The sequence below is a fragment of the Lacinutrix gracilariae genome, assembly GCF_042684485.1.
Lineage (GTDB): Bacteria > Bacteroidota > Bacteroidia > Flavobacteriales > Flavobacteriaceae > Oceanihabitans > Oceanihabitans gracilariae.
Genome location: NZ_JBHULM010000011.1, coordinates 820,707 through 844,104, shown reverse-complemented (window position 1 = coordinate 844,104; position 23,398 = coordinate 820,707). Strand labels below are relative to the sequence as shown.

25 protein-coding genes are annotated in these 23,398 nt (G+C 32.4%); 8 read left to right on the top strand and 17 right to left on the bottom strand.

What is annotated here, in order from left to right; all coding sequences use genetic code 11:
- The 5 genes from hemF to hemA form a co-directional block, all read right to left on the bottom strand.
- Window positions 1-903: an oxygen-dependent coproporphyrinogen oxidase gene (hemF, locus tag ACFSSB_RS10870; RefSeq protein ID WP_379904089.1), complete on the bottom strand. Its 903-nt coding sequence runs from the start codon at window positions 901-903 to the stop codon at window positions 1-3.
- Window positions 904-1,002: 99 nt separating this feature from the next.
- Window positions 1,003-1,761 (bottom strand): EI24 domain-containing protein, encoded by a 759-nt coding sequence (locus tag ACFSSB_RS10865; protein WP_379904087.1) that lies wholly within the window; start codon window positions 1,759-1,761, stop codon window positions 1,003-1,005.
- A 242-nt stretch (window positions 1,762-2,003) separates the two neighbouring features.
- Window positions 2,004-3,035: a uroporphyrinogen decarboxylase gene (gene hemE, locus ACFSSB_RS10860; protein ID WP_379904085.1), complete on the bottom strand. Its 1,032-nt coding sequence runs from the start codon at window positions 3,033-3,035 to the stop codon at window positions 2,004-2,006.
- 128 nt (window positions 3,036-3,163) lie between these two features.
- Window positions 3,164-4,747, bottom strand: coding sequence for a hydroxymethylbilane synthase (hemC, locus tag ACFSSB_RS10855; protein WP_379904082.1), 1,584 nt, complete (start codon window positions 4,745-4,747; stop codon window positions 3,164-3,166).
- On the bottom strand, window positions 4,740-6,002 hold the full coding sequence (hemA, locus tag ACFSSB_RS10850; RefSeq protein WP_379904080.1) for a glutamyl-tRNA reductase: 1,263 nt from the start codon (window positions 6,000-6,002) through the stop codon (window positions 4,740-4,742). Before hemA ends, hemC begins: the two co-directional genes overlap by 8 nt.
- A 193-nt stretch (window positions 6,003-6,195) precedes the next feature.
- Between hemA and ACFSSB_RS10845 the strand changes: the two genes are divergently transcribed.
- The 6 genes from ACFSSB_RS10845 to ACFSSB_RS10820 all read left to right on the top strand — a co-directional run bounded on the left by ACFSSB_RS10845 (window position 6,196) and on the right by ACFSSB_RS10820 (window position 12,470).
- The gene (locus ACFSSB_RS10845) at window positions 6,196-7,092 is read left to right on the top strand and encodes a helix-turn-helix transcriptional regulator (RefSeq protein WP_379904078.1); all 897 of its coding nucleotides are present in this window, start codon (window positions 6,196-6,198) and stop codon (window positions 7,090-7,092) included.
- Between the two features lie 33 nt (window positions 7,093-7,125).
- Entirely contained in the window at window positions 7,126-8,157 is a 1,032-nt protein-coding gene (gene hemH, locus ACFSSB_RS10840) for a ferrochelatase (RefSeq protein ID WP_379904076.1), read from the top strand.
- Window positions 8,158-8,159: 2 nt separating this feature from the next.
- The gene (locus ACFSSB_RS10835; protein ID WP_379904074.1) at window positions 8,160-9,512 is read left to right on the top strand and encodes an MATE family efflux transporter; all 1,353 of its coding nucleotides are present in this window, start codon (window positions 8,160-8,162) and stop codon (window positions 9,510-9,512) included.
- Between the two features lie 12 nt (window positions 9,513-9,524).
- Entirely contained in the window at window positions 9,525-10,073 is a 549-nt protein-coding gene (locus tag ACFSSB_RS10830) for a CopD family protein (RefSeq protein ID WP_379904072.1), read from the top strand.
- 141 nt (window positions 10,074-10,214) lie between these two features.
- On the top strand, window positions 10,215-11,666 hold the full coding sequence (locus ACFSSB_RS10825) for a sensor histidine kinase (protein ID WP_379904070.1): 1,452 nt from the start codon (window positions 10,215-10,217) through the stop codon (window positions 11,664-11,666).
- Window positions 11,667-11,687: 21 nt separating this feature from the next.
- Window positions 11,688-12,470 carry an enoyl-CoA hydratase/isomerase family protein gene (locus tag ACFSSB_RS10820; protein ID WP_379904068.1) on the top strand — a complete coding sequence of 261 codons (783 nt, stop codon included), beginning with the start codon at window positions 11,688-11,690 and terminating at the stop codon, window positions 12,468-12,470.
- A gap of 97 nt (window positions 12,471-12,567) precedes the next feature.
- On the opposite strand, the gene ACFSSB_RS10815 is transcribed toward ACFSSB_RS10820, so the two are convergent.
- Complete coding sequence (locus ACFSSB_RS10815; RefSeq protein ID WP_379904066.1) at window positions 12,568-13,164, bottom strand: hypothetical protein; 597 nt, start codon at window positions 13,162-13,164, stop codon at window positions 12,568-12,570.
- Between the two features lie 210 nt (window positions 13,165-13,374).
- Here ACFSSB_RS10815 and ACFSSB_RS10810 point away from each other — a divergent pair, with 210 nt between their 5' ends.
- Window positions 13,375-14,247 (top strand): AraC family transcriptional regulator, encoded by an 873-nt coding sequence (locus tag ACFSSB_RS10810; RefSeq protein ID WP_379905679.1) that lies wholly within the window; start codon window positions 13,375-13,377, stop codon window positions 14,245-14,247.
- Between the two features lie 131 nt (window positions 14,248-14,378).
- Here ACFSSB_RS10810 and ACFSSB_RS10805 read toward each other — a convergent pair whose 3' ends face one another.
- The 8 genes from ACFSSB_RS10805 to ACFSSB_RS10770 all read right to left on the bottom strand — a co-directional run bounded on the left by ACFSSB_RS10805 (window position 14,379) and on the right by ACFSSB_RS10770 (window position 19,191).
- Window positions 14,379-14,942 (bottom strand): hypothetical protein, encoded by a 564-nt coding sequence (locus ACFSSB_RS10805; RefSeq protein WP_379904064.1) that lies wholly within the window; start codon window positions 14,940-14,942, stop codon window positions 14,379-14,381.
- Window positions 14,943-15,017: 75 nt separating this feature from the next.
- A complete protein-coding gene (locus tag ACFSSB_RS10800; RefSeq protein WP_379904062.1) occupies window positions 15,018-15,305 on the bottom strand; it encodes a type II toxin-antitoxin system RelE/ParE family toxin in 288 nt (95 codons plus the stop codon).
- Window positions 15,298-15,537, bottom strand: a complete 240-nt coding sequence (locus ACFSSB_RS10795) for a ribbon-helix-helix domain-containing protein (protein WP_379904060.1) — start codon at window positions 15,535-15,537, stop codon at window positions 15,298-15,300. Before ACFSSB_RS10795 ends, ACFSSB_RS10800 begins: the two co-directional genes overlap by 8 nt.
- 171 nt (window positions 15,538-15,708) lie before the next feature.
- Complete coding sequence (locus ACFSSB_RS10790) at window positions 15,709-16,251, bottom strand: hypothetical protein (RefSeq protein ID WP_379904058.1); 543 nt, start codon at window positions 16,249-16,251, stop codon at window positions 15,709-15,711.
- A gap of 35 nt (window positions 16,252-16,286) precedes the next feature.
- On the bottom strand, window positions 16,287-16,943 hold the full coding sequence (locus tag ACFSSB_RS10785; protein WP_379904056.1) for an HD domain-containing protein: 657 nt from the start codon (window positions 16,941-16,943) through the stop codon (window positions 16,287-16,289).
- Between the two features lie 6 nt (window positions 16,944-16,949).
- A complete protein-coding gene (locus tag ACFSSB_RS10780; RefSeq protein ID WP_379904054.1) occupies window positions 16,950-17,936 on the bottom strand; it encodes an acyl-ACP desaturase in 987 nt (328 codons plus the stop codon).
- 4 nt (window positions 17,937-17,940) lie between these two features.
- Window positions 17,941-18,678, bottom strand: a complete 738-nt coding sequence (locus ACFSSB_RS10775) for a lysophospholipid acyltransferase family protein (RefSeq protein ID WP_379905677.1) — start codon at window positions 18,676-18,678, stop codon at window positions 17,941-17,943.
- Window positions 18,679-18,780: 102 nt separating this feature from the next.
- Window positions 18,781-19,191 (bottom strand): BrxA/BrxB family bacilliredoxin, encoded by a 411-nt coding sequence (locus ACFSSB_RS10770; RefSeq protein ID WP_215965760.1) that lies wholly within the window; start codon window positions 19,189-19,191, stop codon window positions 18,781-18,783.
- 261 nt (window positions 19,192-19,452) lie between these two features.
- Between ACFSSB_RS10770 and ACFSSB_RS10765 the strand changes: the two genes are divergently transcribed.
- The gene (locus ACFSSB_RS10765) at window positions 19,453-20,238 is read left to right on the top strand and encodes a DnaJ domain-containing protein (RefSeq protein WP_379904052.1); all 786 of its coding nucleotides are present in this window, start codon (window positions 19,453-19,455) and stop codon (window positions 20,236-20,238) included.
- On the opposite strand, the gene ACFSSB_RS10760 is transcribed toward ACFSSB_RS10765, so the two are convergent.
- From ACFSSB_RS10760 to ACFSSB_RS10750, 3 genes are all read right to left on the bottom strand, one after another.
- Window positions 20,235-20,381 (bottom strand): hypothetical protein, encoded by a 147-nt coding sequence (locus ACFSSB_RS10760; RefSeq protein ID WP_379904050.1) that lies wholly within the window; start codon window positions 20,379-20,381, stop codon window positions 20,235-20,237. The genes ACFSSB_RS10765 and ACFSSB_RS10760 overlap by 4 nt on opposite strands.
- Before the next feature lie 656 nt (window positions 20,382-21,037).
- Window positions 21,038-22,198, bottom strand: a complete 1,161-nt coding sequence (locus ACFSSB_RS10755; protein ID WP_379904048.1) for a metal ABC transporter permease — start codon at window positions 22,196-22,198, stop codon at window positions 21,038-21,040.
- A complete protein-coding gene (locus tag ACFSSB_RS10750; RefSeq protein WP_379904046.1) occupies window positions 22,191-23,318 on the bottom strand; it encodes a metal ABC transporter permease in 1,128 nt (375 codons plus the stop codon). Before ACFSSB_RS10750 ends, ACFSSB_RS10755 begins: the two co-directional genes overlap by 8 nt.
- Window positions 23,319-23,398 lie beyond the last annotated feature (80 nt).

Genomic DNA, 23,398 nt, shown 5'->3' with positions numbered 1-23,398 from the left:
TTAAGCCCAATTTTTAGGGTTTTTTAATACTTCAATTAGTTTTTCTTCTTCGCTACCAGCTTCTGGATGATGGTTGTAAGCCCATTGTACATGTGGCGGAAGACTCATTAAAATACTTTCAATCCTTCCGTTGGTTTTTAGGCCAAAAAGGGTTCCTTTATCGTGTACTAAATTGAATTCTACATAACGACCACGACGTATTTCTTGCCAATCGCGTTGTGCTTTGGTGTATGCTACATCTTTTCTTTTTTCTACTATTGGAACATAAGCTTCTAGGAAACTGTCGCCAACTTCGGTAACAAAATCGTACCAGTTTTGCATGCTCATTTCTTCGGAAGCTTTGCAATAATCGAAGAATAAACCTCCAATACCACGACCTTCATTTCTGTGTGTGTTGTAAAAATACTCGTCGCAACGTGCTTTGTATTTTGGGTAGAATTCAGGATTGTGTTTATCACATGCAGTTTTACAGGTTTGGTGAAAGTGTTTCGCATCTTCCTCAAACAAATAGTAAGGAGTAAGATCTTGTCCACCTCCAAACCATTGGTCTACAATATTCCCTTCTTTATCATACATTTCAAAATAGCGCCAATTTGCATGTACTGTTGGTACCATTGGGTTTTTTGGGTGTAAGACAAGGCTTAATCCGCAAGCAAAAAAATCGGCATCTTCAACACCAAAATATTTTTGCATACTGTCTGGTAGTTTGCCATGTACACCAGAAATATTAACACCACCTTTTTCAAAAACGTTTCCGTTTTCTATAACTCTAGTTCTTCCGCCACCACCTTCTGGTCGTTTCCAGATGTCTTCTTGAAAAGTGGCTTTACCATCTATTTTTTCTAGACCTGCAGTTATACTGTCTTGTAATTGGTGTATGTATTTAAAAAATGTGTCTTTCATTATATAATGCATAGAACTCCATGTTTAGAGGGTTTTCACTAATTGGAGTAAATTCGTTTTTTTAATTGAATGTTTTAAAACCATCAAATTGTATTTTCATTACATGGTATTTGTTGTTGAGGTTTCGTCTTTTAAAAGGTTTACAGTGCTTATAGAAGCAGCAGTAACGCTTAGTGGTAAAACTAAAATGACACCAATTACAGGAATTAGTAAAAAGAGCATAAAAACAATACCATTACCAATAGCAACGCCTCTATTTTTTCTAATAAACTGTATGCTTTCTCTGTATTTAAAGTGTCGTTCTAAGGTATAATCCATATTACCAAAACCAGCATAGTAGGCTTGTAATACGAATAATAAAACAGTTGAAAATACATTTACAACAGGAATGAATTTAAGGAATAATAAAGGGATTGTATATAGAAGTTCTTTTCCTAAGTTTCTAATATTGATGCGTATTCCTCGCCATAGTTGTTCTTTAAAAGAAGTATTTCTGTGTGTGTGGTTTTCTATTCCTGTGAGGTGTGCTTCAATTTTTTCGGAAACAGGACTCATAAATGGTGCAGAAAGTGCCATGATGATGTGTTTATATAGAATCAAACCAATGGCTAAAACAGCAATTCCGCCAATAACTGTTGCAATAGAGGTGAAGGTTTCTTTTCCCCATTCCCAAAACCATAATTTGGCTATAAAGCTACCTACATTATCTGAAAAACCATAAGCCGAAACACCAATAATTATGGCAGTTATGATGCTTATTATGATTGGAATGAAAAAGAATTTCCAGAGTTTTAATTGGGAAATTAATGTGAAACTATTTGCGTATGCTTTTAAGCCTTTTAGTATGTTTTTAACCATAGTATTTGTTTTAAAGCCAAGCTTTGCGTTAGCGATTGAACTATTTGTTTGAGCTCCTCGCAGAGAGCGAGTAGTGAAAGCGCGACCTACTTTTTTATACTTATTTGTTGCAATGTATAAGAAATTGTTACTCAAAAAAAGTAGGTAACGCCCAAATTATTTTTATCTCTATTCCGTTTTAATGGAAAGCAAATTCACATGTTTTATTTTTGTGCCGAAGCAGTTTCTTTCTTTTAGAGAGATTAAGAAGGGCTTTGGTACTCTTTTACTGCATCTATAAATGCTTTAGCGTTTTCTAACGGAATGTTAGGTAGAATACCATGACCAAGATTTACAATGTATTTGTCTTTACCAAAATCGTTAATCATTTGCGTAACCATTTTCTTGATTTCTGCAGGAGGCGAAAATAAACGAGTAGGATCAAAGTTACCTTGAAGCGTGATGTTTCCACCAGTTAAATAACGTGCGTTTTTAGCAGAACAGGTCCAGTCTACACCTAAAGCAGCAGCACCAGATTTTGCCATAGTATCTAGCGCAAACCAGCAACCTTTACCAAATGCAATTACAGGAGCGTCTTCTTTTAACGCATCGATGATTTGCTGAATATATTGCCAAGAAAATTCTTGATAATCTGTAGGAGAAAGCATGCCTCCCCAAGAATCGAATACTTGAACAGCATTACAACCTGCTTTTACTTTTTCTTTTAAGTAAGCAATAGTAGTGTCTGTGATTTTTTGTAGTAAACCATGTGCAGCAATTGGGTTTGTAAAACAAAACTCTTTGGCTTTATCAAAGTTTTTAGAGCCTTGACCTTGTACGCAATAACATAGTATGGTCCATGGAGAACCTGCAAAACCAATTAACGGAATTTCGTCATTTAGTTTTTCTTTAGTTGCTTTTATAGCTTGGTACACATAGTCTAAAGCTTCTTTTGCATCAGGAACAATAACATTGTCTACGTCTTTTTGAGAACGAATAGGGTTTGGTAAATAAGGACCAAAATTAGGTTTCATTTGTACCTCAATATTCATTGCTTGTGGAATGACTAAGATATCTGAAAACAGAATAGCAGCATCCATACCATATCTACGAATAGGTTGAACGGTAATTTCACTTGCTAATTCTGGAGTTTGACAACGTGTAAAGAAATCGTATTTGGCTTTTATTTCCATGAATTCTGGAAGATATCTACCTGCTTGACGCATCATCCAAACTGGTGGACGTTTTACGGTTTCTCCTTTTAATGCTCTTAAAAATAAATCGTTTTTTATCATGCTCACTTTCCGCGAAAGCGGAAATATTTTTTAATTCAACTTGATTTTAATGCTCACTGCAAAACAAACTTGTGTTCTATGGTAGCCTGGTTATTTTGAGTTTACCACATTACATATAATGACAGCTATTAAATATAATGCTCATTTACTAATTGTATAACACTTTCTACAGTTGGTACTTTAGCAATACGTATGTCTTTAAAGTGTTTTTTTGCTTCTTGTGCAGTAGTTTCACCAATGCAAAAAGCAATCATATTATCTTTTGCTGTATTCTCTTGTTTAAAACTTTGTACTGTAGATGGACTGTAAAATAAAACCGCTTCAACAGTGTTTGGTAGTTTTACTGCATCATATTTTGTTTGGTAGGCTTGTATTTCGTGAACCGTAATATTGTTTTCTTCTAAAATAGTAGGCAATGCATCTAGACGTAAGTCACTACAAAAATAAGTCACTTCATTTCCTTCAATATAATCTACTAAATAGTTAGCTAGTTTTTTAGCATTAGGTTCTACGTGTTTTACTTTACCAATACGTTTTTCTACCAAACGTTTGGTTCTACGTCCTACACAGTATATGTTTTGAAATTGTAATTCTACAGCAGAAAAATTTTGAAGTAAAGCTTCTACTGCATTTTTACTTGTAATTACCACATTTTGAATAGGGTTTCTAACCAATTGTGGTTTTAATCTGTTGGTGCTTATTTTTATAAAGTCTGAGCTTTCTACACCTAAGTTTTCGTTTACTAATAAACGTTGGTCTTCGGTTAGCGATTTGGTAGAGTATACTTTTGTTGGCTTGCTAACTTCTTTAAGCGCATCCATTAATCGTTTACCACCTTTTTCTATTACGTAGTTAGCACACCATTCTGCTAAATCATGGTGTTCTCCTAATTTTTTGCTACGTTGTACTGTTATTTTTTTGCTTCCGTTAGGACTTAATAAAACACCATCAAAATGTATTTCTTCGTCTTTTATGTAGCATAAAGCACCAATAGGAGCAGTACAACCACCTTCTAAACGATTTAAAAACTCACGCTCAATTTGAGTACAAGTTTGTGTTTCTTCGTCATTAATTTCGCTTAAAATAGCTCTTGTTTCTTCGTCTTCTTCTAGTGCAACAGCTACTATAGCTCCTTGTGCTGCAGCAGGAATCATCCAGTCTAAATTTAAAGCAGTTTCAGGACGTAAACCTAAGCGCCCAATTCCTGCTGCTGCAAAAATAGCAGCATCAAAATGTTCTGTGTCTTTTAGCTTTTGTAAGCGTGTATTTACGTTACCGCGAATATCTTCAACAGTATGTGTAGGATAACGGTTTAACCATTGTGCTTTTCTGCGTAAGCTACTAGTAGCAATTACGGCATCTTTTGCGCCTAGAAATTCTTCGGTAGTTTTAAAAACTAAGGTATCGCGTACGTTACCACGTTTTAAAACTGCTGCTTGTACAATGCCTTTAGGTAAAATGGTTGGTACATCTTTAAGAGAGTGTACAGCAATGTCTATATCACCATTTAACATAGCGATGTCTAGGGTTTTGGTGAAAATACCAGTGATTCCTAGCTCGTATAATGGTTTGTTTAGTTGTAAATCTCCTGTAGATTTTACAGGAACTAATTGTACGTTATGGCCAAGGTGTTCTAATTGGCTTTTTAATATGTTGGCTTGGTATAAGGCAAGTTCGCTATCGCGAGTACCAATTCTTATTGTTTTAGGCATTTTTTGTGGCTGTTTCTAGTTGAAACACTTTTTTTATAAGTTCTAGACTTTCGTCTGTAGAGATAGCATCATCTTTTAAGTGATGCGCAAAATGGTTTGTTATTTTTTGAATGATTTTATTACCAATAATTTCGGCTTGTTCTTCATTAAAGTTAGCCATTTTTTTGCGTTGCGTATCTAATTCAGCATTTTTAAAGTCTTGTAATTTATGCTTTAAAGCTTTTATAGTTGGTGCAAACTTTCTAGTTTCTAACCAAGCGTTAAACTCGGTTTTTACTTCTTCAATTATGGTTTCGGCAAGCGGAATGTGCTCCTTGCGTTTCTCTAAAGTATTGTCTGTTATTTTAGACAAATAATCTAAGTGTACTAAGGTTACATTTTCTAAATCTGATACGTTATCATTTACGTTTTTAGGAATAGATAAATCTAAAATTAAAAGCGGTTTGTTGTTTTGAATGATGTGTTTGTCAACTGTTGGCATTTGTGCTCCAGTGGCAACAATTAATATATCTGAAGTATGAATTTCTTCTTGTAAATTACTATAATCTTTAACTACAAGATTAAACTTTCCTGCAATCGCTTCGGCTTTATCTTTAGTTCTATTAATTAAAGTAATTTGTTTGTTTTGTGAGTGTTTTACTAGGTTCTCGCAGGTGTTTCTTCCTATTTTTCCTGTTCCAAAAAGCAAGATGTTTTTTTCAGAAACGTTTTCTACTTCATTTAAAATATATTGCACAGAAGCAAAAGATACAGATGTTGCTCCTGTAGAGATATCTGTTTCTGTTTTAATGCGTTTGCTGGCTTGAATTACAGCATTTACTAAGCGTTCTAGAAAATGATTTAATAAACCTTCTTTTTTGGATTGGGAGGCTGCGTGTTTTAACTGACCAATAATTTCAAAATCGCCCAAAATTTGGCTGTCTAAACCAGAACCAACTCTAAACATGTGCGAAATAGCATCTTTGTTTTTAAAAACAAAGGCTACTTTTTGAAATTCTTCAACAGTACCTACTGTATTGTCACAAAGTAATTTTATAAGTTGAAAAGGGTGTTGTGCAAAACCGTAAATTTCGGTTCTGTTACATGTAGAAGTAACAACAAGACTTTCTATGCCTTCTTGTTTTGCTTGCTCTAGTAAGTTTATTTTAGATTCTGTGTCTAAACTAAAGTGTCCACGAATTTTGGCATCTGCTTTTTTGTAGCTTAAACCTATTGCGTAAAATGAGTTGCCTTTAGAAATATTGTATTGCTCCATTACCTGATTTGGATATTACCACACAAAAGTAAAACGCTTATATCTATAAAAGTAACGCTAAAAGAACTTTTAGTGTCGTTTGTGGTTTTTTAGCGTTATTTTTTAATATAATATGAAAAATATCATACTTTTGTAGGCATAACAGCGCTTTTTAGCGTTGCTGTTTAGAACTATTCTAAATAAGATTTTAAAAATGAAAGAGATTACTACTTTAAAAAATGTCGCTAGAGGTACTTTCAATGAAACACAGGTAGATGATGGTTTTTTTGTGTTAACCTATCAAAATGAAAACCAGTTAGTTGAAACCTTAGATCGTGAAATAGATAGTAGTTTCATTCAGTTTCACTTTTGTATTAAAGGGTCTGCTGCTTTTTTATTTAACAAAGGAAGTTATACTTTAAACATACAAGATGAAACTTCTTTATTGCTATATAATCCGCAACGCGATTTACCAATTCACTTACAAGTAGAGGCAAAGACCTGGTTGGTTTCTGTTTTAATTTCTATTAAAAAATTTCATGGTTTGTTTAGCCAAGAAGCAGATTATATCACGTTTTTAAGTGATGATAATAAAGATAAAAAATATTATAAAGACGGAAAGATTTCACCTTCTATGTCTATTGTATTAAATCAATTGATACACTATAATTTAAATCAGTCTATTAAAAATCTTTATTTTAAAGGAAAGGCATATGAGCTTTTAAGCTTGTATTTTAATAGAAATGAAGATGCAGATGTAGAGCAATGCCCTTTTTTGGTAGATGAAACCAATGTTATTAAAATTAGAAAAGCGAAAGATATTATAATTTCAAGAATGGCAGAACCACCAAGTTTGCAAGAACTAGCAGATGAAATAGGTTTAAGCTTAAAAAAGTTAAAAGAAGGGTTTAAGCAAATTTATGGCGATTCTGTATTTAGCTTCTTGTTAGATTATAAAATGGAAGTAGCTAGAAAATTATTAGAGTCTGGAGACCATAATGTAAATGAAGTAGGACTAAAAGTTGGTTATAGTACCTCTAGTCATTTTATTGCAGCTTTTAAAAAGAAGTATGGTACAACTCCAAAAAAATATATACAATCTATAAACTAAAATGTTTCCACTTTGGTGGAATTTAATAAGCATATGAGTAAAGGAATATTATTAGTAAATCTAGGGTCGCCAGATAGTCCAGAGCCTAAAGATGTTAAACGCTATTTAGGTGAGTTTTTAATGGATGAAAGAGTTATAGATTTACCTGTTTTAGCTAGAACAGCATTGGTAAAAGGTATTATTTTAAATACTAGACCAAAAGCATCTGCTGCTGCTTATAAAAAAATATGGTGGGAAGAAGGTTCTCCGCTAATCGTGCTTTCAGAGAGACTTCAAAAGAAAGTACAAAAACAAACAGAAATGCCTGTGGCTTTGGCCATGCGTTATGGTAGCATGACCATTAAAAAAGGATTGCAAGAATTGGTTGATCAAGGAGTAGATGAAGTTTTGCTTTTTCCTTTATATCCACAGTTTGCTATGGCAACTACAGAAACCATTACTGTTAAGGCAGAAAAACTACGTCAAAAGTTTTTTCCTAATTTAAAAATAGAATCTGTTCCTGCGTTTTATAACAAGCCAGATTATATTGAAGTGTTGTCTAATAGCATTGCAAGACACTTAGACGGTAAAAACTATGAGCATGTATTGTTTTCTTATCATGGTGTACCAGAAAGACATATTAGAAAAAGTGATGTAACTAAATCGCATTGTAAAATAGATGGAAGTTGTTGTGCAACACCTAGTAAAGCACATGAGTTTTGCTACAGACATCAGTGTTTAGAAGTAACACGTTTGGTTGCTGAAAAGCTACAGTTTAAAAAAGGAGCCTTTTCTACATCGTTTCAATCTAGATTAGGATTTGATCCTTGGTTACAACCATATACAGACAGAACTATTGAACGTTTGGGTAAAGAAGGAGTAAAAAGTATGGCAATTATAACACCTGCTTTTGTTAGTGATTGTTTAGAAACCTTAGAAGAAATTGCCATGGAAGGACAAGAAATCTTTCATGAAATGGGAGGAAAAGATTTTACAACAGTTCCTTGTTTAAATGATGATGACGAATGGGTTGCATTACTTGCTAAATGGGTTAATAATTGGGCTTTATCTAAAACAAAAGCCTAAAAATGGCTAGAGTATCATCAGAAGATTTGGGTTCACAACCCATTAGTAAATTACTTGTTAAGCAAGCTGTACCAGCATCTATTGGTGTTTTGGTAATGTCTCTTAATGTATTGGTAGATACTATTTTTGTTGGTAATTGGATTGGTGCAGTGGCAATTGCAGCAATAAATATAGTATTGCCTGTTTCTTTTTTTATAGCTGCCTTAGGAATGAGTATTGGAGCAGGAGGTGCTTCTATTATTTCACGAGCAATTGGTGCATCCAACCATGAAAAAGCGTTAAAAACATTTGGAAACCAAATAACACTGGTTTTGTTGTTAACGGTTTCTATTGTTTCGCTTGGCTTGTATTATGTAGATGATATTATTGTTTTGTTTGGTGGAAAAGGAGTTATTTTTGATCCTGCAAAAATTTACTATAAAATAGTGCTTTATGGAGTTCCGTTATTGGCATTATCTATGCTTGGAAATAATGTAATACGCGCAGAAGGGAAACCAAAATTTGCCATGTATGCCATGATGATTCCATCTATAGGAAACTTGATTTTAGATTATATTTTTATTTATATTCTAGATTATGGAATGGCAGGAGCGGCTTGGGCAACCACTATTTCTTATGGTTTATCTTTTTTGTTTGTACTTTGGTTTTTTCTCTCTAAATATTCCGAATTAAAAATAAGTATTCCGCATTTTGGTTTAGATTTTTCTCTAGTAAAAGAAATAGGTGCTTTAGGTTTTGTAACTCTTGCAAGGCAAGCAGTAGTGAGTGTAACCTATTTGTTTATGAATAATATTTTGTATGATTTAGGAGGTGAAACTTCTGTTACAGCATACGCTATTGTTGGTAGAATGCTTATGTTTGCTTTGTTTCCTGTATTAGGAGTCACGCAAGGTTTTTTGCCAATTGCAGGTTTTAATTATGGCGCTAAAAATTATGAAAGAGTGCGTGAGAGTATAAATACTGCTATAAAATACGCAGCTATTTTAGCAACTATCATATTTATTTTACTCATGCTTTTTCCTGAAGCTATTACTAAAGCTTTTACTACAGATATTGCTGTTTTAAATCAAGCACCACATGATATGCGTTGGGTGTTTGCAGCAACGCCAATTATTGCATTACAGCTTATTGGTGCTGCGTATTTTCAAGCCATTGGTAAAGCTACTCCTGCATTATTGCTTACCTTGTCAAGACAGGGTTTTTTCTTTATTCCGTTAATATTAATTTTGCCTAATTTTTTTGGTGAGTTAGGTGTGTGGATGTCATTTCCTATTTCAGATGTGCTATCAACAATAGTAACGGCTTATTTTTTAAATCGAGAAATAAAAAGAACTTTAATTAAAAAAACGATATAAATTAGTTGCATTATGGAGTATTACCAATACATAAAGTCATTACATCTTATTTTTGTAATTACATGGTTTGCAGGTTTGTTTTATATTCCTAGATTATTTGTGTATCAAATTGAAGCCTTTCATAAACCTTCTCCAGAAAAAGAAATTCTAGGAAAACAGTTAAAGCTTATGGCTAAACGTTTATGGAATATTATTACTTGGCCTTCTGCTATTTTAGCAACTTTTTTTGCTGTTTGGTTGCTTATTTTACAACCTGTTTGGTTGCAACAACCTTGGATGCATGTTAAATTAACCTTTGTAGTTTTGCTTATTTTGTATCATTTAAAAACCCATCAGTTTTATAAACAATTGCAAAGAGATGTGGTTACAAAGACTTCTAATTTTATGCGTTTATGGAATGAAGGCGCGACCTTTATTTTGTTTGCAGTTGTGTTTTTGGTAATACTTAAAAACGCTTTTAATTGGATTTTTGGTGTTATAGGTATTTTTGTTCTTGGTGTACTTTTAATGTTAGGTTTTAAGCTGTATAAAAAAATACGTAGTAAGAATCCAGAAGCATAAAAGTCTTTTTTAAAAGCGCTTTGTAGGTTCTTTTGTGTAAAAGTAGTGTAATATCGATTCTTTTAATATTTGGTGTGATTATTGTTATATTTAGACAATTACAAATACTAATTTAAGATACCTGTTTGTGCAGGCGTTTCTATGAAATTAAAAAAACTCTCCTTACGTTTTCGCATATTTATTGCTATGATTTTTCTGGTACTAGTTGCATCTATTCTTATTACAGGAGTTGCAGTATACCAATACAAAGAAGAAACTCAAGATTATCATAAGCAAAGACTAGAACGTAAAGAATCTGCTATACAAAGACATATAAATTTTGTAATTCAAGAAACTACTTTTGAGGTGAAAACCGATAAGTTGCCTTTTATTTTTAAAGAAGAAATTTATAAAATAGCAACTACACATGATTTACCAATAAATATTTATGATTTAGGAGGTCAGCTTTTAAAATCATCAATTGCTACATTAACACAAGATTCTATTCAAACCTGTTTAAATGCTGAGGTTTTAAATGCCTTATCGAATACTGTAGAGCATCGATTTGTAGAAAAACGTCAGGTAAATGGAGAAACCTACCAATCGTCATTTACTTATATAAAAGATCAAAAATCAAAACCCATTGCTATTTTAAATCTGCCATTATTAGAAAATGATGATTTTTTAGCCAAAGAGTTAGATGAGTTTTTAGAGCGTATTACTTTTGCGTATTTGTTTATGTTGCTTATGGCAATTGGCTTGGCTTACGTGTTGTCTAAGTATATTACAAAGTCGCTTAATACTATAAGTGATAAAATAAATGCTACAAGATTAGAAAAACGCAATCAAAAAATTGAATTAGATTCTGCAACTGTAGAAATTGCCACGCTTGTTAAATCGTATAATAGTATGATTGATGAGTTAGAAGAAAGTGCTGTGCAATTAGCAACTAGTGAGCGTGAACAAGCATGGCGAGAAATGGCAAAACAGGTAGCACATGAAATTAAAAACCCGTTAACTCCAATGCGTTTAAGTGTTCAGAGTTTTCAACGTAAGTTTGATCCATCAGACCCAAACATACATCAAAAAGTAGATGAGTATAGTAAAACATTAATTCAGCAAATAGACACCATGAGTTCTATAGCATCTGCCTTTTCTAACTTTGCTAAAATGCCAGCCCAGAAAAATGAAATGTTGAATGTGGTTGAAATTGTAAATCTTTCTTTAGATATTTTTAATGAAAATTATATCGAATTTTCTTCTAATAAAGAACAAATCATTGCCAAGTTTGATAGAACACAACTTATTCGTGTGGTAACTAATTTAATTAAAAACGCTATACAGTCTATTTCTCAAGACACCACACCAAGAATTGTAGTAAAAGTTTTAGAAGAAAAAGATACCGTTAAAATTACAGTGTCTGATAATGGAATAGGTATTACAGCAGAAAATAAATTAAAAATATTTGAACCTAAGTTTACCACTAAAACTAGCGGAATGGGTTTAGGGCTTGCGATGGTTAAAAATATTATGGAAACTTATAACGGAAGTATTACCTTTACATCTCAAATAGGTGAAGGCACAACATTTACAGTTACTTTTCCTAAAGAATAGACAATATTAAAACAAACAAAAATGGCATACAATAACATACTATCTAAAACAGAAGACGGAATAACCACTATTACTATTAATCGTCCTAGTAAATTAAATGCATTGAATAAAGAAACCATTCAAGAACTACATGAAGGTTTTAAAGCAGCAGATGCAGATGCAAATACCAAGGTTATTATTGTAACAGGAAGTGGAGAAAAAGCTTTTGTTGCAGGAGCAGATATAAGTGAATTTGCAAACTTTAGTGTAGAAAATGGAGGCAAACTAGCAGCTAAAGGACAAGAATTATTGTTTGATTTTATTGAAAACTTACAAACACCAGTTATAGCAGCTGTTAATGGTTTTGCGCTTGGTGGAGGATTAGAATTGGCTATGGCTAGTCATTTTAGAGTAGCAAGTGATAATGCTAAAATGGGATTACCAGAAGTGTCTTTAGGTGTAATACCTGGTTATGGTGGTACACAACGTTTGCCACAATTAGTTGGTAAAGGTCGTGCTATGGAAATGGTAATGACTGCAGGAATGATTGATGCAGAAACAGCTAAAAATTACGGTTTAGTAAACCATGTAACTACACAAGAAGAGTTACTACCTCTAGCTAAAAAAATAGCGAGTAAGATCATGCGTAATTCTACAGTGGCTATTGGTAAAGCTATAAAAGCTATTAATGCTAATTATAAAGATGGTGAAGATGGTTTTAAAGAAGAAATAAAACAATTTGGAGCTTGCTTTGGTACAGAAGATTTTAAAGAAGGTACAACCGCCTTTTTAGAAAAACGTAAAGCAGATTTTCCTGGTAAATAATAGTGTTTGTAAATAAATACAAAACATTTAAAACAAAAAAAAAAGCGAGCATCATGCTCGCTTTTTTATTTAGAGGGAATAATTATATATAATCTAACTAAAATTCTATATAATCAACAAACTTTCTTCCTTCTGTTTTTGTTACTATTTTGTATTTTCCTTTTTTCTGAATATCTAAATTTAAAATTCGGCTAATACTATTAGAGTTTTCTAATGTTTCAGAATAAATTAAGTTAAAATCATTGCTTACTGCATCTTCATAATACACAGAAACTTCTAATGGCTCTAAGTTTAAAGACAACTTGTTGATGTAAACTTTATTCTCTTTATTTCTAATAGAAGGTTTAAAAATAGTAGTTTCTTTATTGTTATTAAATACTACTACATGGTTAGAAACCTTAAAAGGAATAATTTTAATTTGAAAATCTTTATTTAATTCAAAAAAGTAATCTCCTTTTGGTAATTCTGTTAAGTCAAATCCTTTGTTGTAGCTACCAGAATTTTTAATGGTTTCTTTATATAGAATAATTCCGTAGACATTTTTAATTAATAGTTCATCTCCTTGTTTAACATCATTTAGTGTTAAAACCGTCTTTCTTACATCATTTAAAGTGTTTAAAGATGTGTTCGCGTTTGCTAGTAAAGCAGTAAACAGTACTACTATTACTAAAGTGTTTTTCATTAAATTTTTCATAATCTTAGTGTTTTCATGATTATATGGGCAAAGTTAAAACCAAAGAAGCGTTAAAAGAGCATCTATTTTTACAAGTATATGTGTTATTTTAACCTAAATATAGTTTACGAAAACGTAATATGATAAAATAGCATATAATAGTGGTAAATTAACACACACTAAAATTTTTATTATTTGTAATTTTGCTAAAAGATTTAATACATAGAATATATTTTGCAATTAAAACCAACATTCAAAAAGATAACGCCAGATTTTGGCAGCTCTATAACTGCTGTTCAAAAAACAAAAAAGCGTAAAAGAAGTGAGGCCTTCTGGCATTTTCATCCAGAGTTAGAATTGGTGTATGTAAATAAAGGAAAAGGAAGAAGACATATTGGTAACCATTTGTCTTACTTTAATAATAGTCAATTAATATTAATAGGTTCTAATTTACCTCATAATGGGTTTACAGACCGTTTAACTTCTAAAGGAAAAGAAACTTTAGTGCAATTTCATCCTGAGTTTTTAGGAGACTTGTTTAATAAGCTGCCAGAAATGAAAAACATTGTGCAGTTGGTTGAACGTGCCAAAAAAGGAATTTTATTTAAGCGTGAAATAAAAGAAGTTGTTGGACCTAAAATTGAAAAACTACCAAAATATGAAGGTATAAAGCGTGTAACAAAACTTCTTGAAATATTAGAGTTGCTTGCTTTAAGTTCAGATTATGTACTGTTAAATGAAAATGGGTATATGTTTGAAACGCAACCACAAGACAGTAATAAAATAGATATCATTTTTAAATACGTAAATAAAAACTATCAAGAACATATTACGTTAGATGAAATAGCAGCGCATGTAAACCTTACAGTTCCTGCTTTTTGTAGGTATTTTAAAAAGGTTACTGGAAAAACATTTACGCAGTTTGTAAATGAGTGTAGAGTGTTTTATGCTACCAAGCTATTAACAGAAAGCCAAAGTAGTATAACAGATATTTGTTTTGAGTGTGGTTTTAATAATTTTTCACACTTTAATAAGGTGTTTAATGAAGTAATAGGTAAAAGCGCATCAAAATATAGAAATGAAATGCGATTGATTATTCAATAAAAGGCAACAGGAAAATAAATAGATATTTATATAAGAATAGTTACGGATTTGTATGCAAAGATTTTTTGAAGGAAAAAGAAGTGTAGCAAATACGTAACTTTCTTTGTTTTAACACAAAACCACAATCCTTTTTATACGTTGTTGTGGCTGCTTTTTTTCTTTTTTATTAGTTGAAATATTCCTAAAGTTAAAACTGTAATTATAACGCCTTGAAGAAACGTCATTCCAATTCCGAATGCGAATAAGTTTATTGATTCCGTATTTCCATTTTTTGGCAAATAATTTCGGTGAAAACTAGTGACCATTAGCGTAAATCGTTCAAAATACATTCCGATTTTCATTGCAAATGCCACTAAAAGCACATACCAGAATTTTGAAGCTAATTTTTTAATGCGTAAAGTGAGCGGCAAAATTAAGGCAGATAAAAGCATGAGCCAATAAGCCCAAGCATAAGGTCCAGTTGCTCTATTAATAAAAGCATATTCCTCTGGATTTATAGCCATTCCTATGAAATAGAATGTAAAGGTGACTATGGTATAAATGATGATAATCCAGCAAATTAAACGCAGTGCTTTTCTTGTTTCAAATCGGTTTTTGAAGAAGCGTTCAACAATCATTAAAGTTAGAATTATTGGAATGAGGCAGAAAATTAGATTCGCATCCATTATTTCAATAATCCTTTTATATACTTCCATTTTTTGTTTTCCGTAGGTAGACTATAACTAGTAATATATTATATATAGTGTTGACAACAGTTTTTATTATTGAGATTACAGTATGTCGTTTAAATCTTGTCTTCCTACAATTGCCATTATTTCAACAACGTTATTATTTATTTTATAGTAGATACTATCTATTCCGCAAACACATCTCCTGTAGTCTTTTTTAATGTAGTCAACTGACTCAAAAGAAAAAGGTCTTTGAGAAATAATGTCAAAATATTCAAAAAAGGATTCAAAATACTTATCGGCTTGAGTTATTTCAAATTTTTGAACTGCGTAATGATGAATTCTAATTAAATCGTTATTAGCTTCGTTACTTAATCTGTAATTAGCCATTTAATAAGGACTTTGATTGGGCTAAGATTTCATTCTTAGTGTCATTCGTAAATCCGCTTTTTTCAGCATTATTCAGTTTTGCTCGAACCCAGTCAATTTGTATTTGCTGTTTTCTAGCTTGTCTTATTAAATCGTTTACTAATTCGCTTTTACTTGAATATTCATTTTTATTCACTTGTTCTTTTAACCATTCATCGTTAGGTTTGGTAAATGATATACTCTGTCTTGACATAATTATATGGTTTTGGTGTAAATATACATCAAATACGAATCATGTCCGAATTATTGCTAACGGTTGCGTATAAGAATAGTTGCGGTTTTGTGTGCGAGGATTTTCCGCAGGAAAATCAGACGTAACAAAATAGCAACGACCTTTGGTTAAGCACTAATTTAGCAATTATTTTTATACATTGTTGTGCCCAGTTTTTATTCGTTCAATTAACTTTTCAAGTTTATCATTCCGACACCAAGCAGTTCTGTCAAAATTAATTTCGTGTAATGCTTTTTCGTTTTTTATAATATGTAAAATTCTTTGTTTTCCAAAAAGCGCATCGTCAGATTTATATAATTTAAAATCAATAGTTTCATAATCGTAATTAAATAATTTTTCCGCTTGATTCATTGTGTTGACTGTCCAAATATTCAGCACTTTTTTTACATCGTCAAATTTTATTTTATAAACTTCTCCGTACTTATATTTTTTTTTAATCCGAAAAATAAACCAACTAATAATCGAAACAGAAAACAGCAAACTAAAAATAATAGGATTTTCCGCTAAAAATTCCACAACAGAATTGATTCGACTTCCTCGTCCTTTTGCAATGAATAATGGAATCGCAATCCAACTTGCCAAAAACAGAACGATAAATAGTACAACATACTTAATTCCTATTGTAAAATAGTTTGTTTCAGAAGTAGGTTTTTCAATTTGGTACGTGTTTTTCATAAATTGGGCACAACTAGCTAGTAAAGATTTAGGGTTTATTTTTCGCCATTCCACTCTGCGTAAAATTGCGTTAAAAAGCCTTCCATATATTGGTGTCTTTCTTGTGCAATACGCTTGCCTGTTGTGGTATTCATTTTATCTTTTAGCAGTAATAGTTTTTCGTAAAAATGGTTAATGGTAGGAGCATCCGATTTTTTATACGCTGCAGCACTCATTTTTAAGTTTGGTTTAATGTCAGGATTGTAAAGGGCTCTGTTTTTAAAACCACCATAATTAAAACAACGTGCAATACCAATAGCACCAATAGCATCTAACCTGTCTGCATCTTGTACTACTTCTAGCTCTTTAGAGGTAAAAGCAGCAATGCCTTCTAACGATTTGTTAAAAGACATATTTGCTATAATTTTTACCACATGCTCTATTGTTGTGGTATTAATCTGTTGTTCTGTTAAAAATTTTCGAGCTACTCGAGGTCCAACCGAATCATCTCCATCATGAAATTTGCTGTCAGCAATATCATGTAAAAGAGCAGCTAAAGAAACTACTAATGTATCTACATCTTCACTTTTGGCAATAAGTAGCGTGTTGTTGTATACACGCTCTATATGAAACCAATCGTGACCACCTTCTGCGTTTTTAAGTTTGTCTTTTACAAAGGCTTTAGTAGCTTCAATAATCTGGTGATTAGGCATTGGTTTTTATAATTTTGCAGGTTCTACCCATTTAAATTCAAAAGAATTATCAGATATTTTCATGCGTTCTGCAATACGAATCATTCTAGAAGGAAGTTTCATAAGGTAATCTCTAGCTTTTTCGGCTTCATCTGTAAGATTTGTAACTTTATCTATTTCCCAACGATTAATAAGCTTTTCTAAAATATCCACATAATCTGTAGCTGTGTAAACACCAATACGTTGTGCTGTGTTAGAAAATTCTTCAAAAGCAGTACTGATTTTATTTCCAGACTCTCTTAAAAAATGTGCAGGCATGGTAATTTTTTGTTTCATCATGTATTGAAATGCAAGCATCATTTCACTTGGGTCTACAGCAAAAATTCGCTCTACAAACTCACAGTATGCATGATGGTGTCTCATTTCGTCTCCAGAAATAATCTTACACATTTTAGAAAGTTGTTTGTTGCCTTTTTGTTTTGCAATTTTTGCTACTCTATTGTGAGAAATATAAGTAGCTAGTTCTTGAAAACTAGTATATAAAAAGTTTTTATAAGGATCTCTATCTGTACCAATATCAAAACCATCAGCAATAAGATGCTGTGTGGTTTTTTCAATTTCTTTCATGTTTACACGTCCAGAAAGGTATAGGTATTTGTTAAGTACGTCACCATGTCTGTTCTCTTCAGCTGTCCAATGGCTAACCCATTTAGACCATCCGTTTCTTCCGGTTTGATCTACACCTTCTACATTCATTAACCAAGACTCATAGGTTGGTAATGCTTCTTCGGTAATCATATCACCTACTAAAACTACCCAAAAATCATAAGGTAACTCTTTGGCTAATTCTCTAATTTCTTTTACTTCTTCAAAAAAATGATTTCCTTCACTATTTGGTAAAAAATCTGTTGGTTGCCAGATAGTGTCTACAGGAATTAAATATTTTTGAATTAGTGCGTCTATGTCTTTTTCTAAAAACGACATTACTTCTAATCTTACATTTTTTATGGACATAATTTTATAGTTTAATGCTATTTACAATTGTTGATTCAATATGTTCTAGTAATAATTCTTTAGATTCAAAATCACTAAGTTTAACGGGTTTGTGTGCTGTAAAAGTTAAGTGATTTCCTATGCCTAACGGAAATTTTCCATAGCATAGATTTTTCCATGAATTATTAATAGTAACAGGTATAATTACAGCGTTAGGTATATATTTTATTAGTGTTTCTAATCCTTTAGTACGAAAAGGTTTAGGTTTTCCGTCACGACTTCTAGTTCCTTCCGGAAAAATTACTGCTGCACGATTTGTAGCTTTTATATAGTCTGCAAATTTACGAATAGCAACAATAGATTGACGTGCGTTTTTTCTGTCTATTAAAACAGAACCTCCATGACGCAAGTTATAAGAAACACTAGGTATACCTTTGCCTAATTCTTTTTTACTTACAAATTTAACATGGTGTTTTCTAAAATACCACATTAATGGCGGAATATCAGCCATGCTTTGGTGGTTAGAAACTATTATTACAGGCTGTGAAGTGTCTGTAGTATACGCGTTGTAAAAGGAATGTCTAGAACCTAAAAGGTTAACACATCGCATTAAACAAAACTGTAAAATATCTACACTTTTTTTATGCGCTTGATAGCCTAAAATATTAAAGCAAAACCATTGTATAGGATGAAATATTAATAAAGACATCCCAAAAAAAAGATAATATATACAGGTTAAAGGGTATGCTAATAGTTTTCTCATCATAATATAATAAATATCCTTCAAAAATAAAAAAACCACGTCTATAAAACGTGGTTTAATACTAATTGTTTGCCTATTTTAACATATAAAAGCTAAAAGGTTCTAGCAATGTTCGTTATAAGCATCCATAAGGTTTTCTGCAATCATTTCTGCAGGTCTTCCTTCAATATGGTGACGCTCTAGCATATGCACTAATTCTCCGTTTTTAAATAGCGCCATACATGGTGAGCTAGGAGGAAAAGGAATCATATATTCACGTGCTTTATCTACTGCTTCTTTGTCTACACCAGCAAAAACCGTAGTTATATGGTCTGGTTTTTTTGCGTTTTGTAAACTCATTCTAGCTCCTGGTCTTGCATTAGCTGCTGCACAACCACAAACAGAATTTACAACTACTAAAGTTGTTCCTTCTTTTGCAATTGCAGCATCCACATCTGCAACAGTGTGTAATTCTTCAAAACCTACGTTTGTTAAGTCTTCACGCATTGGTTTTACTAATTCTGCTGGATACATATCTTGTAATTTTATATTTATAAATCTATTTGGTGCAAAGATAATCAAAAACCATGCAATTTAATGTGATGGTCATTTTTAAAGACAGAATGACGCAGAAAAATGCACTAACCCAATTTATTCTGTTGTAAAACGGAATCTTATTAAGTGAACTTCTATTTTTTTAACTAAAGCTGTTACAAAATGGCAGAAGGGTTATGTAACAAAACCCTCTGCATTATAACTAACAAATAGTATATTTGAATTTTTAAAAATAAATACATGAGTTTTGGAAAATGGATTGGAGCATCTTTAGGATGGTCCTTTGGAGGGCCAATTGGTGCCATTGTAGGGTTAGCACTTGGGAGTTTTGTAGATACACTATCTTCTGGAAAAGGAGGTTTTACTATTGATCAAGGTAGTAAAAGAGGTAGAACAGAATATGGAGGCGGAAGTTGCAGAAGTCAGCAACAACGTAGAGCGCAAACCACTTCTGGTGATTTTGAAGTAAGCTTACTAGTACTTGCCTCAGTAGTAATAAAAGCAGATGGTGTACAAGATCAAAGAGAGTTAGATTTTGTGCGTAATCAATTTGTGAGCATGTATGGTAAAGATAGAGCTAACAAGGCATTTAAGCTTTTTAAAGGCATAAATAAGCAAACCATACCTTTACGTCAAGTATGTGTTCAAATAAAGCAAATGATGGATCATTCGTCTCGTTTGCAATTGATGCATTTTCTTTTTGGAATAGCCAAAGCAGATGGGATGGTGACCGAAGATGAAGAAAGCCAAATCTATACTATTGCTGGTTATTTAGGTATCAATGCTAGTGATTATAGCAGTATTAAAGCAATGTTTTATAATAGCAGTGATAATGCCTATAAGATTTTAGAAATTACAAAATCTGCTACTGTAGATGAGATTAAAAAAGCCTATAGAAAAATGGCTAAAAAATACCATCCTGATAAGGTAGAGCATCTTGGTGAAGAGCATAAAAAAGGAGCTGAAGAAAAATTTAAACAAGTACAAAAAGCGTACGAGCAACTACAAAAAGAAAGGGGTTTTTAATTTTTCTTTTTACTGTTTACTTTTTTTTCAACACTCTTAAAATAGCGTTTTTCTTTCCACTTTCTAATAAAATAGACTACTGTAACAATTAGTCCAAGAATTAGTATTCCTTCTTTTCCTGTTAGGTATTCTAGTATTTTCATGATGCTTGTTTTGTTTACAAAAGTCGGTATTAAATATAAAACTTACGTTTTATAATGTGGTTTTTTAGAGATTCTTCGCTGCGCTCTGAATGACAAAAAGCTACACCTATGTCATTCAGAAGGAGGTACGACTGAAGAATCTATATGGTAAAATGTAAATTCATTACTAGAGATTCTTCGCTACGCTCTGAATGACATAATATTCTTCCCTGCGCTTTGAATGACACAAGTTTTTTTGTTGTACTCTGAATGGTACTTCGGTTCTGAAAACATAAACAAACATAAATAAAATTGTCATTCAGAAGGAGGAACGACTGAAGAATCTATAAGCAAAATGTAAATTCATTACTAAAGATTCTTCGCTGCGCTCTGAATGACAAATCGTTCTTCGCTGCGCTTTGCATGACACATGGTTTTTTGTTGTACTCTGAATGGTACTTAGGTTCTGAAAACATAAACAAACACAAATAAAATGAAATTGTCATTCAGAAGGAGTTACGACTGAAGAATCTATATGGTAAAATGTAAGTTTATTAGTAGAGATTCTTCGCTGTGCTCTGAATGACACAATATTCTTCGCTACGTTCTGAATGACAAATCGTTCTTCGTTGTGTTCTGAATAATATTTACGCTCTGTATTGCAAGACTTACTCTATTTATCCTCTAAAAAGGAAGAAGTCATCTTTCATATCTTCAATTTGAGCATCTTCATTGGTAATGATATAATCAATAGCTTTAGAGGTAAAAGTATCTCCTTTATCTGTTAAAGAAACAATGTTTTTATTAATGGTAATCATATTGTTTTTTAATGCCAAATCTAAAACCGTTTTAGCTCTAACTTTTTGCCAGTTTATATGTTCTTGTAAATGGTTTACATGGCGTTCGCGTTCTTCGGTATGGTTTTTTAAATGCAATAAAAAAGTCAATAAAGATACTTCTGAGCGTTGTTGTTTTTCTCTATATATAACAGCTATAATGCCTTTGCTTGGTGCAAATAAAAACACGATTAAAAAGATAACACCTAACATGGTAGTAATCGATCCAGCTATAGAAGCATCTAACCAATGTGCAAACCAATATCCTGAAATAGCACTTAAAATACCAAAACTAATAGCGAGCGCTAACATTTTTTTTAAATCTGTAGTTAATAAATACGCAGTTGCAGCAGGAGCAATCATTAGTGCTACTACCAAAATAGCACCAACAGCATCAAAAGCACCAACGGTTGTAATAGAAGAAACAGACATTAAGCCATAATGTATAACTGCAGGCGAAAAACCTAAAGATGCTGCCAACCCTTTATCAAAGGTGCTTAGTTTTAATTCTTTAAAAAAGGCGAAAAGCAAGGCAACTGTAACTACTAAAATAGCACCAATAATCCATAGTGATTTTGGTCCAACATCTGTTCCTTGAATGTGTAATCTATCAAAAGGAGCAAATGCTAATTCGCCTAATAAAACAGCATCGACATCTAAATGTACATCATTGGCATTTTTGGCTATTAAAATAACACCAATACTAAATAAGGCAGGAAAAACTAAACCAATAGCAGTGTCTTCTTTTACCAATCCTGTTTTTTGAATGTATTCTACCATAACAACGGTAATAATACCTGTTAAAGCTGCTAGTAAAATAAGTAGTGGAGAGTTGAGGTCTTGGGTTATAAAAAAACCAATGACAATTCCTGGTAAGATGGAATGGCTAATAGCATCACTAATCATTGCCATTTTTCTTAGTACTAAAAAAGTGCCTGGAATTGCACAAGCAATGGCAACCAAGCTAGCAATAAGCTGTATTTCTATTTGCGCACTATTCATTTTTAGTCGTTTGTTTGTTGTATAAATTTGCGGCTGTTTTAAAACCTAAATCGGTTAAGCTCCACATAGAATCATCAATAGTAACGTAGTTTTTTTCAACTAACTTTTGAAGTGTTTTTTTAGTAAACCCTTGAAAGTTGTTTAATAATTTAATAGCGTGTGGATGTGAAATGTTTTCATGTGTTTCTGCTATATGATACATAAAAGACAAGGTTTTATGAAGCTCTAAATCCCTTCTGTTTTTTATAAATCTAATTTGTTTAAAAAGCAATCCTCTACTAGGAGAAAAAATAAAAGAAAACACTACAAAAACAGCAGCTACTAATACAATTACAGGTCCTGTAGATAGGTTGTTTTGGCTTGCGCTAATTGCTGTACCAAATACTCCTGAAAAGGCACCAAAAATGGCTGCTAAAAAAACCATGGTAGCCAAACTGTTTGTCCATTGTCTTGCAGCAGCAGCAGGAGCCAATAGCATAGCACTCATTAAAACTACACCAACGGTTTGTAGGCCTAAAACAATGGCTAAAACAATAAAAGTGGTAATTAAAATGTCTATAAATTTTGTGTTAAATCCTAAGGTTTTGGTGTAATCTGCATCAAATAAGAGTATTTTAAATTCTTTCCAGAAAAGTAGTAATACCAAGAGGCAAATTCCGGTAACAACTGCCATGAGCCAAACGTCACTTTCTACAAGAGTAGCTGCTTGCCCAAATAAATATTTATCTAATCCAGCTTGATTGGCATTTGGTTGTTTTTGAATAAAGGTTAGCAATAGCATACCAAAACCAAAAAATAACGATAGTATTAAACCTAAAGCGGTATCGCTTTTTAAATGCGTTTTGGTTATTATTGCTCGAATCCAGAAAGTACCAACTAAGCCACTAACCAAAGCACCTAAAAGCAGCGTGTTGCTGTCTTTTGCGCCAGTTATTAAAAAAGCAATTGCAATTCCTGGTAAAGCAGCGTGTGAGATGGCATCGCCTAAAAGACTTTGTTTTCGTAATACAGCAAAGCTACCAAGCATACCAGTTACTGCTCCAAGAATGGCAGTTCCGAGTGTGATGGTTCTTAGTGTATAGTCTGTAAAGACTAATGAAAAATATTCTGTTATATTCATAATTTCTGCAAATGCAGGGATTTTTTTCTGCTATGCAATTTGTTGATTTCTTGTCATTGCGAGACTTTATGAAGTCGTGG

Coding starts and splice junctions, on each gene's coding strand:
- hemF (WP_379904089.1), bottom strand. CDS start 903: ATGAAAGACACATTTTTTAAATACATACACCAATTACAAGACAGTATA.
- ACFSSB_RS10865 (WP_379904087.1), bottom strand. CDS start 1,761: ATGGTTAAAAACATACTAAAAGGCTTAAAAGCATACGCAAATAGTTTC.
- hemE (WP_379904085.1), bottom strand. CDS start 3,035: ATGATAAAAAACGATTTATTTTTAAGAGCATTAAAAGGAGAAACCGTA.
- hemC (WP_379904082.1), bottom strand. CDS start 4,747: ATGCCTAAAACAATAAGAATTGGTACTCGCGATAGCGAACTTGCCTTA.
- hemA (WP_379904080.1), bottom strand. CDS start 6,002: ATGGAGCAATACAATATTTCTAAAGGCAACTCATTTTACGCAATAGGT.
- ACFSSB_RS10845 (WP_379904078.1), top strand. CDS start 6,196: ATGAAAGAGATTACTACTTTAAAAAATGTCGCTAGAGGTACTTTCAAT.
- hemH (WP_379904076.1), top strand. CDS start 7,126: ATGAGTAAAGGAATATTATTAGTAAATCTAGGGTCGCCAGATAGTCCA.
- ACFSSB_RS10835 (WP_379904074.1), top strand. CDS start 8,160: ATGGCTAGAGTATCATCAGAAGATTTGGGTTCACAACCCATTAGTAAA.
- ACFSSB_RS10830 (WP_379904072.1), top strand. CDS start 9,525: ATGGAGTATTACCAATACATAAAGTCATTACATCTTATTTTTGTAATT.
- ACFSSB_RS10825 (WP_379904070.1), top strand. CDS start 10,215: ATGAAATTAAAAAAACTCTCCTTACGTTTTCGCATATTTATTGCTATG.
- ACFSSB_RS10820 (WP_379904068.1), top strand. CDS start 11,688: ATGGCATACAATAACATACTATCTAAAACAGAAGACGGAATAACCACT.
- ACFSSB_RS10815 (WP_379904066.1), bottom strand. CDS start 13,164: ATGAAAAATTTAATGAAAAACACTTTAGTAATAGTAGTACTGTTTACT.
- ACFSSB_RS10805 (WP_379904064.1), bottom strand. CDS start 14,942: ATGGAAGTATATAAAAGGATTATTGAAATAATGGATGCGAATCTAATT.
- ACFSSB_RS10800 (WP_379904062.1), bottom strand. CDS start 15,305: ATGGCTAATTACAGATTAAGTAACGAAGCTAATAACGATTTAATTAGA.
- ACFSSB_RS10795 (WP_379904060.1), bottom strand. CDS start 15,537: ATGTCAAGACAGAGTATATCATTTACCAAACCTAACGATGAATGGTTA.
- ACFSSB_RS10790 (WP_379904058.1), bottom strand. CDS start 16,251: ATGAAAAACACGTACCAAATTGAAAAACCTACTTCTGAAACAAACTAT.
- ACFSSB_RS10785 (WP_379904056.1), bottom strand. CDS start 16,943: ATGCCTAATCACCAGATTATTGAAGCTACTAAAGCCTTTGTAAAAGAC.
- ACFSSB_RS10780 (WP_379904054.1), bottom strand. CDS start 17,936: ATGTCCATAAAAAATGTAAGATTAGAAGTAATGTCGTTTTTAGAAAAA.
- ACFSSB_RS10775 (WP_379905677.1), bottom strand. CDS start 18,678: ATGAGAAAACTATTAGCATACCCTTTAACCTGTATATATTATCTTTTT.
- ACFSSB_RS10770 (WP_215965760.1), bottom strand. CDS start 19,191: ATGTATCCAGCAGAATTAGTAAAACCAATGCGTGAAGACTTAACAAAC.
- ACFSSB_RS10765 (WP_379904052.1), top strand. CDS start 19,453: ATGAGTTTTGGAAAATGGATTGGAGCATCTTTAGGATGGTCCTTTGGA.
- ACFSSB_RS10760 (WP_379904050.1), bottom strand. CDS start 20,381: ATGAAAATACTAGAATACCTAACAGGAAAAGAAGGAATACTAATTCTT.
- ACFSSB_RS10755 (WP_379904048.1), bottom strand. CDS start 22,198: ATGAATAGTGCGCAAATAGAAATACAGCTTATTGCTAGCTTGGTTGCC.
- ACFSSB_RS10750 (WP_379904046.1), bottom strand. CDS start 23,318: ATGAATATAACAGAATATTTTTCATTAGTCTTTACAGACTATACACTA.